The sequence below is a fragment of the Hydrogenophaga sp. YM1 genome (assembly GCF_016903055.1).
Classification (GTDB): domain Bacteria; phylum Pseudomonadota; class Gammaproteobacteria; order Burkholderiales; family Burkholderiaceae_C; genus Hydrogenophaga; species Hydrogenophaga borbori.
Window position 1 is genome coordinate 425,335 of record NZ_CP070223.1, and the last position, 14,066, is coordinate 439,400.

The 14,066-nt window shown below is 61.5% G+C and carries 18 protein-coding genes and 1 pseudogene; 18 read left to right on the top strand and 1 reads right to left on the bottom strand.

Translation table 11 applies throughout. The features are described 5' to 3' along the window. Positions 1–1,236: a hypothetical protein gene (locus JNX00_RS02085; protein ID WP_204743937.1), complete on the bottom strand. Its 1,236-nt coding sequence runs from the start codon at positions 1,234–1,236 to the stop codon at positions 1–3. Positions 1,237–1,480: 244 nt separating this feature from the next. On the opposite strand from JNX00_RS02085, the gene JNX00_RS02090 reads away from it, so the two are divergent. The 18 genes and pseudogenes from JNX00_RS02090 (at position 1,481) to JNX00_RS02175 (ending at position 14,066) form a co-directional block, all read left to right on the top strand. Further along, positions 1,481–1,810, top strand: a complete 330-nt coding sequence (locus JNX00_RS02090; RefSeq protein WP_013517374.1) for a helix-turn-helix transcriptional regulator — start codon at positions 1,481–1,483, stop codon at positions 1,808–1,810. 13 nt (positions 1,811–1,823) lie between these two features. Then, the gene (locus JNX00_RS02095; RefSeq protein WP_239478237.1) at positions 1,824–2,753 is read left to right on the top strand and encodes an ImmA/IrrE family metallo-endopeptidase; all 930 of its coding nucleotides are present in this window, start codon (positions 1,824–1,826) and stop codon (positions 2,751–2,753) included. An 8-nt stretch (positions 2,754–2,761) separates the two neighbouring features. After that, the gene (locus JNX00_RS02100; RefSeq protein WP_239478238.1) at positions 2,762–3,622 is read left to right on the top strand and encodes an OST-HTH/LOTUS domain-containing protein; all 861 of its coding nucleotides are present in this window, start codon (positions 2,762–2,764) and stop codon (positions 3,620–3,622) included. Between the two features lie 89 nt (positions 3,623–3,711). Then, the gene (locus tag JNX00_RS02105; protein ID WP_204743938.1) at positions 3,712–3,927 is read left to right on the top strand and encodes a hypothetical protein; all 216 of its coding nucleotides are present in this window, start codon (positions 3,712–3,714) and stop codon (positions 3,925–3,927) included. Further along, a complete protein-coding gene (locus JNX00_RS02110; RefSeq protein ID WP_055451266.1) occupies positions 3,924–4,397 on the top strand; it encodes a DUF2924 domain-containing protein in 474 nt (157 codons plus the stop codon). The genes JNX00_RS02105 and JNX00_RS02110 overlap by 4 nt, the downstream gene beginning before the upstream one ends. Then, positions 4,394–5,806 (top strand): recombinase family protein, encoded by a 1,413-nt coding sequence (locus JNX00_RS02115; RefSeq protein ID WP_204743939.1) that lies wholly within the window; start codon positions 4,394–4,396, stop codon positions 5,804–5,806. Before JNX00_RS02110 ends, JNX00_RS02115 begins: the two co-directional genes overlap by 4 nt. Then, positions 5,803–6,267: a hypothetical protein gene (locus tag JNX00_RS02120; RefSeq protein WP_204743940.1), complete on the top strand. Its 465-nt coding sequence runs from the start codon at positions 5,803–5,805 to the stop codon at positions 6,265–6,267. Before JNX00_RS02115 ends, JNX00_RS02120 begins: the two co-directional genes overlap by 4 nt. Before the next feature lie 174 nt (positions 6,268–6,441). Further along, complete coding sequence (locus tag JNX00_RS02125) at positions 6,442–6,705, top strand: helix-turn-helix domain-containing protein (protein ID WP_020200569.1); 264 nt, start codon at positions 6,442–6,444, stop codon at positions 6,703–6,705. 11 nt (positions 6,706–6,716) lie between these two features. After that, the gene (locus tag JNX00_RS02130) at positions 6,717–7,193 is read left to right on the top strand and encodes a hypothetical protein (protein ID WP_069376957.1); all 477 of its coding nucleotides are present in this window, start codon (positions 6,717–6,719) and stop codon (positions 7,191–7,193) included. Positions 7,194–7,198: 5 nt separating this feature from the next. Beyond that, positions 7,199–7,480, top strand: coding sequence for a hypothetical protein (locus tag JNX00_RS02135; RefSeq protein WP_024541974.1), 282 nt, complete (start codon positions 7,199–7,201; stop codon positions 7,478–7,480). A gap of 2 nt (positions 7,481–7,482) precedes the next feature. Further along, the gene (locus tag JNX00_RS02140) at positions 7,483–8,241 is read left to right on the top strand and encodes a BRO family protein (protein WP_204743941.1); all 759 of its coding nucleotides are present in this window, start codon (positions 7,483–7,485) and stop codon (positions 8,239–8,241) included. Next, positions 8,241–9,101 carry an ATP-binding protein gene (locus JNX00_RS02145; RefSeq protein WP_204743942.1) on the top strand — a complete coding sequence of 287 codons (861 nt, stop codon included), beginning with the start codon at positions 8,241–8,243 and terminating at the stop codon, positions 9,099–9,101. Before JNX00_RS02140 ends, JNX00_RS02145 begins: the two co-directional genes overlap by 1 nt. Positions 9,102–9,106: 5 nt before the next feature. Then, positions 9,107–9,736 carry a hypothetical protein gene (locus JNX00_RS02150; protein ID WP_204743943.1) on the top strand — a complete coding sequence of 210 codons (630 nt, stop codon included), beginning with the start codon at positions 9,107–9,109 and terminating at the stop codon, positions 9,734–9,736. A gap of 9 nt (positions 9,737–9,745) precedes the next feature. Beyond that, positions 9,746–10,234 carry a DUF6511 domain-containing protein gene (locus tag JNX00_RS02155; protein WP_204743944.1) on the top strand — a complete coding sequence of 163 codons (489 nt, stop codon included), beginning with the start codon at positions 9,746–9,748 and terminating at the stop codon, positions 10,232–10,234. Continuing rightward, positions 10,231–10,968 (top strand): hypothetical protein, encoded by a 738-nt coding sequence (locus JNX00_RS02160; protein WP_204743945.1) that lies wholly within the window; start codon positions 10,231–10,233, stop codon positions 10,966–10,968. Before JNX00_RS02155 ends, JNX00_RS02160 begins: the two co-directional genes overlap by 4 nt. Next, positions 10,965–11,192, top strand: coding sequence for a helix-turn-helix domain-containing protein (locus JNX00_RS02165; protein ID WP_123237489.1), 228 nt, complete (start codon positions 10,965–10,967; stop codon positions 11,190–11,192). The genes JNX00_RS02160 and JNX00_RS02165 overlap by 4 nt, the downstream gene beginning before the upstream one ends. Beyond that, the gene (locus JNX00_RS02170; protein WP_204743946.1) at positions 11,185–13,476 is read left to right on the top strand and encodes a phage/plasmid primase, P4 family; all 2,292 of its coding nucleotides are present in this window, start codon (positions 11,185–11,187) and stop codon (positions 13,474–13,476) included. Before JNX00_RS02165 ends, JNX00_RS02170 begins: the two co-directional genes overlap by 8 nt. Before the next feature lie 126 nt (positions 13,477–13,602). Continuing rightward, a pseudogene (locus JNX00_RS02175) lies at positions 13,603–14,066 on the top strand (hypothetical protein).

Consider the following 14,066-nt stretch of genomic DNA (forward strand, 5'->3'; position numbering starts at 1 on the left):
TCAGTCCTCGAAGGCCGATGATGAACTGACCGCGTCGGTCTCTGGCGGCAATTCCTGGGCACTGAGGGTCTGGCCCTTCTGCAAGATACCCACCGCAACTAGGTAGCCTTCCAGCTGCGCCTGCATCTTGGCGTCGAACTTGTGCAGGTTCAGCCGCCCTTTGCTGGTCACTTCGATGGTGACCACCTTGGGGCGAGTCCTGCCCGGCTCGGGCGGGTAATAGAGATTGACCTGTGCCGCTGTCACCGCCCACTGACCCTCCAGCGGGCCCGGTAGCTTTTCCTTCAGCAAATCGTGCACCGAGCGTTGCTGGCTGGATTGCATCGCCGTGCATTCGATCTTCAGCGCCGTGTCAGGACTGAGCAGGGTGAGTGCCTTCAACTGAACCATCGAGAAGCCGTCCTCAAAGGCCTCTGGCACATCGAATCCGGTGCGCAGCATTGACAAATCCAGCGTCGGCGACTTGATTTTGTGAGCACTCGCTTTCACGCCCAGCACATGCTCCGCGAAGGCCTCGACCAGCATTTGCTGATACTTTGCCCCGCCGCGCACCAGCGTGCGCACGACACCGGTGGACTTGGCGTACTCCAGCACCATGTGAATGTTGGGGTTGCCGACCCGGCGCTTCAGGGTCGCCCCCTCGAACTCCAGGCGCAGCATCGCCATGTCCTTGACATGGACCGACAACAGGAACACCCCCGGACTGCGCTCGACCAAGTGCGCCACGCTGCCGTCTCCGCATTGCAGTTCGCGCTTGTAGAAAGCCGAGATGGCATGACGCAACGCTGTCAGATTGGCATCCGAACCGTTCGGTTGGCGTTTCAAGCCAAGGTCGTATTGCTGCGTCTGCTGCCCATGCTGTTCCCAAAAGCTGAAGTCATAGGCGCGCTCGAACAGCGCCGGGTGGTGGACGTAGAGCCAGAAGGAACGGTGGACGTCACTTGCACACAGCGCCAAGCCCGCCAGCGCAGCACCATCGGCCACGGCCGCCTCAAACATCGCCTGCTTGCCTGCCGCATCGCCCAACTGAACGCTGGCCATGAGGTTGGCTGTCATCCGGTCGCGGGCAGCAATGTCGGGCCAGACCTTAACCGCTTCGACCAGAAACTGGCTGGTCTCAGGTGTGTCATCCCAGGCAAAGCCATGGGGCACCGGCAGGCTGTGGTTGGTCAGGAAGTCGCGCAGCGTGGCATCCACCGGCAGCTCGAGCATCACGTCGACAAAGGTCTTCTTCATCTTGATCGTCCTTTCTGGATCGGCGTCGAAGGTCTGCGACCGATGTACGGACTGCACTGGCCAGCGACTGGTTTACTGAACACGTACCCCTCACAAGTAAAGTAGCGAGATACAAGCGCGATTCTGAACCTCAGATTTCCGCTTGTCAATCAAATCGGCACATCTAGACCTCGTTTGTATCTCGCGGCTATACTGGCGGTCTTGTTTTTGTTAACTGACTGTTTTCCCCTACAGGAGCATCGCTATGGCTTCAGCGTTCGGAGCACGCCTGCGACGCTTACGCGAGGCGAAGAAATTGACCTTGCAACAGGTCGCCGACGAAGTCGGCTGTACCAAGGCGTATATATGGGAACTGGAGATGAAGGACGGCCAGCGTCCCTCCGCTGAACGGGTCCAGGCCTTGGCCAGGGTGCTGGGCGTGACGATGGAGGACATCATGGGCGAGCCCATTGAACAGGTTCCTCAGGCCAGTCCAGAAGATGTGGCCTTCTTCCGCGAGTACGCTGGAATGACGGACGAGGAGAAGGATCGTTACCGTCAGGCACTCAAAATCATGTTCCCTGACAAGAGCTAAGGCGGTCTGACAATTGAGCGCACCCCAGCCCCTCACCGGTTCCATCGCGGCCAGCACCGTCTTGAGATGGTTGCGGGCGTGGCACGCCGACGGCATGCCAGATGCTGTGGATCTCGAAGTCGTCCGACAGATGCTTCCGGAGACGCCTTACGGCAAAGGGGTGCGTGAGATCAAGGCCCCGATGGTGCTGGACATCAATAGCTGCGAAGGCATGCTGGTGCGCAACCCACAGGACACCGCAGAGTGGGGCATCTTCTATAACGGCAAGGCAAACCCCGAGCGCCAGCGTTTCACCATCGCTCACGAACTGGGCCACTTCATCCTTCACCGCGATCAGCGGCAAAGTTTCAACTGCGACAAGGAAAGCGTGTACTCCGGCGCGGACACTATCCGTGTCATCGAACGTGAGGCGGACGACTTTGCCAGCAACCTGCTGATGCCTGGCGACTTGCTGCGCGAGTGGATCTCGAACCAGCGCATCGACTTGCATGTCCTGAGCGCCCTTGCCAAACGGTTCCAGGTGTCGTTCGAGGCGCTGTGCATTCGGTTCATCAAATTCACCACGCAACGGGCAATCCTTGTCTATTGGGACAACGGTTTCGTGAAGTACGAATGGCGCAGCAGCAGCGCGGTCAAGACGCGCGCCCGCATTCGGCGCACTGACGATCCGCAGGAACCATTACCCGGCACCCTGGCTGCTGATTCCGCCGTTGAGCAGGAGTGGGATGGCACGGAGATGTCTGCCGCGATCTGGTGCCCGGAGGAGGCACCACACATGAAGTTGCGCGAGTTCAAGCACAGCTACACCACAGGGGATCGCGTCCTGACCCTTCTGCTACTGGAAAGTGCTGAACCACGGTCATGGGATCGGTCTTGGCAAGACGGCGAGAGCTTTGACAGCTTCGATCAGTTCGTCTCGAACGGGCAATTGCCAGTACGGTGAGTCCCTCGATGACAGGCTTGCCGATCCAACCCATAGATGAAGAACTGCAGACCTTGCAACGCGAGGTGCAGCGAATGCTGGGCCGTTGTCTCTTGCGTCTGCAGCAGTACGAACAACTGATGAAGGCCATCGTGGCCCACCACGAAATCTCCGCGTCAGGATCACCCCTCGAATCGAACCAGGCGGAGCGCATTGCGGATGCCGCAAACAAGACTCTGGGTACGTTGGTTGGCACGCTGCTCGGAACGTATGTCACCAGCGGCGAGCAAGACGAGGTCGCCGAACCAGATGCGCCCGACAACATCATCTCGTTCAAGATGAAGATGAGCTTGCGGATGTCCGCCGAGGATTTCGATACGACGCAAAACGATCTGAAGGAACTGGTTCTGCTACGGAACAACCTGGTGCACCACTTTATCGACCAGCACGACCTTTGGAGTCTGGACGGATGCCGTGGTGCGCAAGAATCCTTGGTGGCGGCCTACAGTCGCGTCGATCAACACTTTGAGCAACTGCGAGGCTGGGCGGAGCACATGGATCAGGCCCGTCGTCTGGCGGCGGAGTTTGCCCAGTCCGATGCCTTCCACGATCTGGTGATCAACGGCATAGCGCCGGATGGCTCGGTGGATTGGCCCGCAGCCGGAATTGTTCGCGCATTGCGTGAAGCAGCAAATCAGTTGGCTGTCGACGAGTGGACGCCGGTCACTACTGCTGGACGATGGATTGCAGAAAGGTACCCCGATCAACTGCCCGCCAAGTATGGGTGCAGCAGTTGGCGGCAGGTCGTGCACGAATCCCGCCTTTTCGAGCTTCGATATCGCGAAGTGAATGGCCAGCGCGCGGCTTGGTACCGGCCCAAAAAAACATAGTGCAAGAACCGCGCACTCCCGCTAAATCACGTTACGGGAAGTGCCCTTGGTTTCTAGCATGAGCAGCGTTTTCCATCGGAACGCTTGCCATGACAGAAATCGAACCTATCTCCATTTGCACATCACCTGAACGGCCACGGCACGGGCATCAAGAAATCGCTGATCTCTTGGCTGCCGCGCTGCTGCGCCTTCGTGTCCGCCAATCGCGCAACATCCCCCAAAACAGCGAGCACGTTTGCCTTGGCTTCCCCGGCCAACAGCGCGTGAATGCGAACCCCGATCACAACAACGGAGTTCGCCCATGACAGCACACGCAACCTCACCAACGCCCGCCTCAGTCGCCGCCCGCGTCGCGGCTATTCCCCATCTTTCGATGGATGATCTTTGGGCTCTCTGGGATGACCATTTCGATGAACGGCCGAATCACCACCATCGGGTCTGGTTGGAAAGTCGCCTGGCCTACCGGATGCAAGAGCGCGCGTTTGGCGGTTTGAAACCGTCACTGCGCAAGAAGCTTGAGGAGGTTGGCGAAACCGGCATCTTGCCCAAGCAACTGCGCGGCGATAGCCAACGCCTACTGCCCGGTACCGTCCTGACACGCATCTACGACGACATTGAACATCGTGTGCTGGTGCGCGGATCGAATGATTTCGAGTACCAGGGGCAACGCTTCAAGAGCCTGTCCGCTGTGGCCAAGCGCATCACAGGCAGCCATTGGTCAGGCCCGGTGTTCTTTGGTTTGAAGGCACCAGCTTCGAAGAAGGGGGCAGCATGAGCTCTGTGCGTCGAAACCAGATTCCCGCAGTCACGCCAAAGAAGCGCTGCGCCGTCTACACCCGCAAATCCACTGACGAAGGCCTCGATCAGGAATACAACAGCCTCGAGGCACAGCGTGATGCAGGCTTGGCCTTCATTGCAAGCCAACGGCATGAAGGCTGGATAGCCGTCGATGACGGATACGACGACGGCGGCTACTCTGGCGGCAACATGGAACGGCCCGGGTTGCGCCGACTGATGATCGACATCGAGGCGGGGAAGATCGATACCGTGGTCGTCTACAAAATCGACCGCCTCACGCGCAGCCTGCCGGACTTCGCAAAGCTGGTCGAGGTCTTCGACCGCAACGGCGTCTCCTTTGTCGCGGTCACGCAGCAGTTCAACACCACCACATCGATGGGGCGATTGACGCTCAACATCCTTTTGTCATTCGCGCAGTTCGAACGCGAGGTCACGGGCGAACGCATCCGCGACAAGATCGCCGCCAGCAAGGCCAAGGGCATGTGGATGGGCGGAGTCCCGCCTCTTGGATACGACGTGGTCGAACGCAAGCTCGTCATCAATGAACGTGAAACCGCGCTGGTGCGTGACATCTTCCGCCGCTATGCCGAGCACGGCTCGGCTGCGCGACTCGTCCGCGAATTGGAAATCGAAGGGCATACCACCAAGGCATGGGTCACCCAGTCCGGTCGGGAGCGATTGGGGCGCAGCATCGATCAGCAGTACCTCTTCACCTTGCTGCGTAACCGCATTTACCTCGGCGAAATCTGCAATCACGAGACGTGGTACTCGGCCCAGCACGACCCCATCATTTCTCAAGAATTGTGGGGTGCGGCACACGCGTTCATTGAGAGGCGAAAGCAGGCACCGCGCGAACACCGAGCCAAGCATCCGGCACTGCTGGCGGGACTTCTGTTTGCACCGGATGGCCAACGCATGTTGCACTCCTTCGTCAAAAAGAAAAATGGTCGGCAGTACCGCTACTACGTGCCTTACCTGCACAAGCGGCGCAACGCAGGTGCCAGCCTGGCTCCGCATACGCCGGACGTGGGCCACCTGCCAGCCGCCGAGATTGAAGATGCCGTGTTGGCGCAAATCCATGCTGCGCTCTCATCGCCGCAAATGCTGATCGCAGTGTGGAGATCCTGCCAGCAGCATCCGGCGGGGTCGACGCTGGACGAGGCACAGGTGGTGGTCGCCATGCAGCGCATCGGTGACGTGTGGTCGCAACTGTTCCCTGCCGAGCAGCAACGGATCACACGGCTGCTGATCGAACGCGTGCAACTACACGGGCACGGCCTGGATATCGTTTGGCGGGAGGACGGTTGGATCGGATTCGGTGCAGACATCAGCACGCATCCCTTGATCGAAGAGACCCAAGAACGTGTCGAGGAGGCTTTGGCATGAATGCCACAACTCACCAGCGCCAGCGCGCCGTCCGCATCGAGGTCGGAGCCGAGGCGCGCAGTTATGTCAGCGAGGGGCAGCGGGTCACCTTGGTGCCCCTGACGATCAAGCGCCGCCAGAATCGGAAGCTGCTGATACCGCCAGCCCCCGAGATCGCGGACCGAATCGGTGGCTTCGATGTGCCGATGATCAAAACGCTGGGCAAGGCCTTCTACTGGAAGCGCTTGATCGACGATGGCACCTACTCGACGACAACGGACTTGGCGCACGCCATGAAAGTGGAGCCGGGCTGGGCTGCCGAGGTCTTGCGCATGACCATGCTGGCCCCCGATATCGTGGAGGCGATATTCGAAGGACGTCAGCCACGCCACTTGAATCTGCACACCTTGCGTGGCCGCCAAGAGCAACTGCCGCGCGATTGGGCTGCGCAGCGTCGATTGCTCGGTTTCCCCGACGCCTGATCTGCCTCCAGACACACTCGATGACGGCGAGCCATGTGCTCGCCGTTTGCTTTTCTGCCCTGGGCCATTGGCGAACCTGGAGTTCCATCGTGGTTCGCCATTGCGTCCCTTAAAGGTTCGCCACCCGAAGTTTGGAATGACACCTGTTACTCAACAACGTCACAGGAGCATTCCATGCAGACACCAACCAGCGGTATCCCCCGGTCGCCACAGCAGGCGATCAACACCATGTCACCCGGTGATCGCCGCGTGCTCAACGAGAACGAGCTCGCGCAACGCTGGGGCGTGAGCCCCAAGACTTTGCAGCGCTGGCGCAGTGAGGGTCGCGGTCCACGCTACCTGAAGCTGTCCAAGCGTGTCGGCTACCCAGTCGACGCGATCCTCGAGTTTGAGCGTGAAGCGCTGCACGACTCGACATCCGAACGCGCGGCGGTTTGAGGAGAGATGCGATGAATGACATCACCATCTTCCCCGCCGACATCGCAGAGATGTCCGTAAGCCAGCTGGCCGCATTGCCACCCGCGCAGAAACACGAGATCGACAAGAACCTCGATGCAGCCATCGACTGGCTGAAGAAGGCGCGCACCAAGTTCGACGCGGCACTGGATCAGTGCTACGGCGAGCAGGCACGCACCGCGCTGCGCGAATCCGGCCGTGACTTCGGCACCGCACACATCAGCGATGGCCTGCTGCACCTGAAGTTCGAGCTGCCCAAGAAGGTCAGCTGGGATCAGAAGCAACTGGCTGAGATCGCTGAACGCATCGTCGCCTCAGGCGAGAAGGTCGAGGGTTACCTCGACATCAAGTTGTCCGTCTCCGAATCCCGCTTCACGAACTGGCCGCCTGCCTTGCAACAGCAGTTCGCCGCCGCTCGCACCGTGGATTCCGGCAAACCGTCTTTCACCCTTTCCATCGATTCGGAGTAATGACCATGAGCACCAATCTCATCGCCTCGCTGCGTCAACAGCTGCCGTCCATCTACGGCGAACACCTCCCTGACGAAATCCGATATCGCCGCGCGGACGGTCAGGACGTCGTTGTCCCGCTCAATGCCGCCACTGTGGACGAGCTGGCTTTTGCCATCCAGACAGCCAACGCGGAATCGCTGGCGCTCGGCCGCCGCCGCACCGCGCTGGAAGAACTCCACACCGAGGTGCGCAAACGTGCCGCGCGTGGAGCCGACCGTATCGCCGATGTGTCTTGGGAGGACTGATCATGAGCGCGATCATTCCCTTCCAGTTCGAAGCGCACGCCGTGCGCGTCCAGGTCGATGAACTCGGGCAGCCGTGGTTCAACGCCACCGATGTCTGCGACGCTCTGGAGATGGGCAATCCGTCTCAGGCGATCAAGTCCCACGTCGATGCCGAGGATCTCCAGAAATTGGAGACCCTTACGGCGGGTGGCCGTCAACGCCAAAACCACGTCAACGAGTCGGGGCTTTACGCCCTGATCCTCGGTAGCACCAAGGATGCCGCAAAACGTTTCAAGCGCTGGATCACCGGTGAAGTGCTGCCTGCAATCCGCAAGACAGGCGCGTATTCCGCCGCCACCACGATGGCTGCCTTGCCCGCGCCAACCCAAGATCGCGTCACCGCCATCCTGATGATCGGCGAGGCGGTCGCCAAGGTACCGGGCGTCAAGACCGGCATTGCAATGGCTGCCACGTTGACCTGCATTCAGGAAAACACCGGCCTGACCACGGAAGTGCTGCGCCGCGCTTTGCCTGCCGCCAACGAGCCTATCTGCTCGCTCAACGCCACACAGCTCGGCAAATTGCTGAGTCGCTCAGCCAAAGCCACGAACCAGTTGCTGGCATCCAGTGGCCTTCAGTTCCGCAACGACCGGGACGAGTGGGAGCTGACCGAGGCCGGTGAAGCATGGGCCGAAGCCATGCCGTACTCGCGCAACGGCCACAGCGGCTATCAGATCCTCTGGAATCCCGCGGTCGCGGAACAACTGAAGGAGGTGGCGTGATGTCCCTCCCGATCATTTCCGCGCAGCAGCGCTTGGCCGAGCGCAAGGGTGTGAAGTTGCTGATGCTGGGCAAATCCGGCATCGGCAAGACCACCCGGCTCAAAGACCTCGACCCTGCCACCACCTTGTTCCTCGACATCGAGGCGGGCGATCTCGCCGTGGCCGACTGGCCGGGCGACACCATCCGCCCGGCCTCGTGGCCGGAAAGCCGCGACTTTTTCGTGTTCCTAGCGGGCCCGGACAAGTCACTGCCGCCGGAGAGCACGTTTTCGCAGGCGCATTACGACCACGTCATCGAGAAATTTGGCAACCCGACGCAGCTCGACCGCTACCAGACCTTCTTCCTCGACTCGATCACGCAGTTGTCCCGGCAGTGCTTCGCGTGGTGCAAGACGCAACCCGGAGCCACCAGCGACCGTTCCGGCAAGCCAGATCTGCGCGCCGCATATGGCCTGCTTGGCCAGGAAATGATCGGCGCACTGACACATCTGCAGCACGCACGCGGCAAGAACGTGGTGTTCGTCGCCATCCTCGACGAACGTCTCGATGACTACAACCGCAAGGTGTTCGTGCCGCAGATCGAAGGCAGCAAGACCAGTCTGGAGCTGCCCGGCATCGTCGATGAGGTCGTGACGCTGGCCGAGATCAAGGCCGACGACGGCAGTGCCTACCGAGCCTTCATCACGCACACCGTCAATCCCTACGGCTTTCCGGCCAAAGACCGCAGCGGTCGCCTCGACCTGCTGGAGCCGCCGCATCTCGGCGCACTGATCGCCAAGTGCGCAGGCCAGTCGCCATTGCCCATGCCCGTTAGCACCGGGACCCCCACTACTGAAAACACCACCGAATCCAAGGAGTAATCGCCATGTCGTCCAGCTATTTTGATTTCCAAGATGCCGATCCCCAACAGTCGGGCTTTGACCTGATCCCCAAGGGCGCTGTCGTGCCAGTGCGCATGACCATCAAGCCCGGTGGCTATGACGATCCGGGACAAGGCTGGGGCGGCGGCTACGCCACCGAGTCCTTCGAAACCGGCTCCATCTATCTCGCCGCTGAATTCGTGGTCACGGCTGGCGACCATGCCAAGCGCAAGATGTGGAGCAACATCGGCCTGCACTCCAAGAAGGGGCCGACCTGGGGCCAGATGGGGCGCAGTTTCATCCGCGCCGCGCTCAACAGCGCCCGCAACGTCCACCCCCAGGACAACAGCCCGCAGGCCGCCGCCGCGCGCCGCATCCAGGGCTTTCATGAACTGGATGGCCTGGAGTTTCTGGCGCGCGTGGACATTGAGAAGGATGGCAAGGGCCAAGACCGGAACGTGGTCAAGATCGCCGTCGAACCCGATCACCCCGACTACGCAAAACTGATGGGCGTGCCGCCCAAGGCTCCAGGCAGTGGACATTCCGGCACTCCTGCGCAGGCGGCTGCGCCTGCGTATCAGGCACCGGCACCGCAACGCGCACCCGTGACCGGCAAGCCGTCGTGGGCGCAGTGAGGGAGGCCGATGAAATGCTGGGTCTGCAAACGACAGGCCCGGGGATTCGGCCACACCGACAACCGTCACGGTGTCGGCCATCCCCGGCGCTATCCCATCGACTGGGTGTTCTGCTCACAACGCTGCCAAAACGCGTTTCATGCGCTGTACGGCAACTGGCTGCGGGTCAAGGAAGGTCGCGTCGACAGTACGGAGGTCGCCATGATCGATCCATCTGATATCGAACTGGCCGCGATGAAGAAGTGCCTCAAGGCCTTCGGCGAGGCTGCGGGCGAGATTGGCTTCACCAAGCCACTGGGCGACTACTCCGAAGCCGAGGCGCTGCAAGTGATCGACGCCATCGTCACTTGCTACACCGAGGCAATGGTCACGCATCACGAGGCGAGCAAGTACCCACCGGTACGCGGCATGACGCCTGCGCCCGACCCTCTGGCCAACCCGTTCGCGGATCTGGAGGACGACCTGCCCTGGGAAGAGCCGAAGGGGAAGAAGCCATGATCGACTTCAACTCCTCATCGAGCATCTCGGGTCAGGTCACCACCCTGGTGGACACGGGCCTGCAGCAGGCTCGCGCCCGCCAGTCCGAGCGCCAGTACCTCGGGGCCTCGCGCCTCGGAGTGGCCTGCGAGCGAGCGCTGCAGTTCGAGTACGCCAAGGCACCCATCGACCACGGGCGTGACACCCCGGGCCGAATGCTGCGGATCTTCGAACGCGGTCACGTCATGGAGGACTGCATGGTCGCGTGGCTCCGGGACGCGGGCTTTGACCTGCGCACCCGCAAGGCCGACGGCGAGCAGTTCGGTTTCTCGGTGGCCGATGGCCGCCTGCAGGGCCACATCGACGGCGTCATCGTCGGCGGTCCCGAGGGCTTCGCCTATCCCGCGCTCTGGGAATGTAAGTGTCTCGGCAACAAGTCCTGGAGCGATCTGGACAAGAAGGGCCTGACTCTCTCCAAGCCCGTCTACGCCGCGCAAGTGGCGATCTACCAAGCCTATCTCGAACTGCACGAGCACCCGGCGATCTTCACGGCACTCAACGCCGACACGATGGATATCTACACCGAGCTCGTGCCCTTTGACGCAGCACTGGCCCAACGCATGTCGGATCGGGCGATCAAGGTCATCACGGCGACCGAGGCGGGCGACCTTCTGCCGCGCGCCTTCCATGACTCGACCCACTTTGAATGCCGGATGTGCGCGTGGCAAGACCGCTGCTGGAGGACACAAGCATGAATACCTCGAATTTGAATTACGTACTGGGCGAGCAGCTGATCGACGTGCGCCAGGCTGCACTGATGTTCAATCTGCCGTCGTATTGGCTCTCTCAAGCCAAGGAGCGAAAGGAGCGTCGCATTCCGCATTACCGCGTCGGCAAACTGGTTCGCTTCAAACCCAACGAGCTGGAAGCCTGGATCGCTGCGCAGCAGACGTCACACGAGGGTGGTGCCGATGCTTGATTTCAATGACACATCACCACCGAGAGAAACGGGCCGGCGCAACGTCAATGACAGCGAGCGGGACGAGATTCGCACTGAACTGATCGCACGCATGGAATCAGTCCTGACCACGATGTTTCCGGCAGGAAAGAAGCGTCGTGGCAAGTTTCTGATCGGGGACATCCTGGGCAGCCCGGGCGACAGCCTTGAGGTGGTACTCGAAGGCGACAAGGCTGGTCTCTGGACGGATCGTGCCACGGGTGATGGCGGTGACATCTTTGCTTTGATCGCCGCCTACCTCGGGGCCAACGCCCACACCGACTTTCCCCGGGTGCTCGACGAGGCTGCTGATCTGCTCGGTCGTTCGCGATCAGTGCCGATACGCCGCGCCAAGAAGGAAGCTCCGGTTGATGATCTCGGCCCGGCCACGGCCAAGTGGGACTACTTCGATACCACCGGCAAACTGATTGCGGTCGTGTACCGATACGACCCACCCGGGCGCAAGAAGGAGTTCCGGCCGTGGGATGCCAAGCGGCGCAAGATGACTCCGCCCGATCCGCGCCCGCTGTACAACCAGCCGGGGCTGGCTGCCGCTGGTCACGTTGTGCTGGTCGAGGGCGAGAAGTGTGCGCAGGCCCTGATCGCCATCGGCGTGGTGGCAACCACGGCCATGCATGGCGCAAATGCTCCCGTCGATAAGACCGACTGGTCGCCGCTGGCGGGCAAATCCGTGCTGATCTGGCCTGACCGGGACGCGCCGGGCTGGGATTACGCTGACCGTGCATCGCAAGCAATTCTGAACGCGGGTGCGACCACGGTCGCCATCCTGGTGCCTCCCGATGACAAGCCGGAGGGCTGGGATGCGGCTGACGCCATTCCGGACGGCTTCGATGTGGGAGGCTTCCTCGCCGTCGGCGAGCGGATGCCGGTGATGCGCTCGGTCGAGGAGACGCCACCACCGGATCTGCTGACTGGTGTCGACTGGGCTACGGAGGACGGCTTGTCCTCGGCCTTCACACGCCGCTATGGCGAGGACTGGCGCTACTGCGCGCTTTGGGGCAAATGGCTGGTCTGGACCGGCGTGCGCTGGAATCCGGATCAGGTGCTCTACGTGTCTCATCTGGCACGCGGTATCTGCCGGATGGCGTCACTCAAGGCGGACAGCCCTCGGCTCAAAGGCAAGCTGGCCAGCTCCGCCACGATCTCGTCCGTCGAGAAAATCGCACGCTCCGATCCCAAGCACGCGTCTACCGCCGAGGAGTGGGATGCCGACGTCTGGGCGCTCAATACACCAGGCGGTGTGGTTGATCTGCGCACGGGCCGCATGCGACCGCACCGGCGCGATGATCGGATGACCAAGGTGACCACGGCCACACCCCAGGGCGACAGTCCGACGTGGCGCGCATTCCTGGCCGACGTCACAGGCGGCGACGCTGAACTGATTGCCTACCTGCAACTGATGGTTGGCTACTGCCTGACGGGCGTGACCAGCGAGCACGCGCTGTTCTTCCTGTACGGGACCGGCGCGAACGGCAAGTCGGTGTTCGTCAACGTCCTGACCACCATCTTGGGCGACTACGCGGCCAACGCGCCGATGGACACGTTCATGGAGGCGCGCACCGACCGACATCCGACCGATCTGGCGGGCCTGCGCGGCGCACGCTTTGTGTCATCCATCGAAACCGAACAGGGTCGGCGTTGGAACGAATCCAAGGTTAAGGCCATCACCGGTGGCGACAAGGTTTCCGCACGCTTCATGCGCCAGGACTTCTTCGAGTACGTGCCGCAGTTCAAGTTGGTGATCGCAGGCAACCACAAGCCATCGATCCGCAACGTGGATGAGGCGATGAAGCGGCGGCTGCACCTGATCCCGTTCACGGTGACGATCCCGCCCGAGCGGCGTGACGGCAGGCTGACCGAAAAACTGCTCAAGGAGCGGGACGGCATTCTGGCGTGGGCAGTCGAGGGCTGCAGCCTTTGGCAACGCCAAGGACTGAAGCCGCCCGCCAGTGTGGTATCGGCGACTGAGGAGTACTTCGAGGCTGAGGACGCGCTCGGGCAGTGGATCGAAGAGCGTTGCTTACTGGCCAAGACCCACCGCGAAGGCGTTTCCGAATTGTTCGCCGACTGGCGTGAATGGGCTGAGCGCGCGGGTGAGTACGTGGGCTCGGTCAAGCGCTTTTCCGAACTGATGGCGGCCCGCAAGTTCGAGAAGTGTCGGCTGACCGGGGGCGCACGTGGGATCACGGGCATAGCCCTCAGGCCCAAGCCGTACAGCCACGGCTACCCCTACCGAGATGACTGAGCAATCCGGGCGAGTGACGGATTTGACGGGTTTCCTGATTGACGCGCTACGCGTGCGCGCACGTAAAAGGCTGTTTTCCAAAGAACCCGTCGCATCCGTCACTCGCCCCCGAACTGGAGCACGACGATGAACACGACAATCTTGGCCCTTGATCTGGGCACACACACCGGGTGGGCTTTGCAGCACCTGGACGGCACTATCACCAGCGGCACGGAGCACTTCAAGCCGCAGCGATTTGAAGGGGGCGGCATGCGTTTCCTTCGTTTCAAACGCTGGCTCAACGAATTGCTCTCGGCCAGCAACCACATCAACGCGGTGTTCTTCGAGGAGGTTCGACGGCACGCTGGCGTTGATGCGGCGCACGCCTACGGTGGCTTCATGGGACACCTGACCGCGTGGTGTGAGCATCACAACATCCCTTACCAGGGTGTTCCGGTCGGCACGATCAAGAAGCACGCGACCGGCAAGGGCAATGCGGGCAAGGACGACATGATCGCGTCCGTCCGCCTGCGTGGTCACACCCAGTCGACGACAACGAAGCCGACGCCCTGGCCTTGCTGCACTGGGCTGTCGAGACGCAGGAGGTGTGA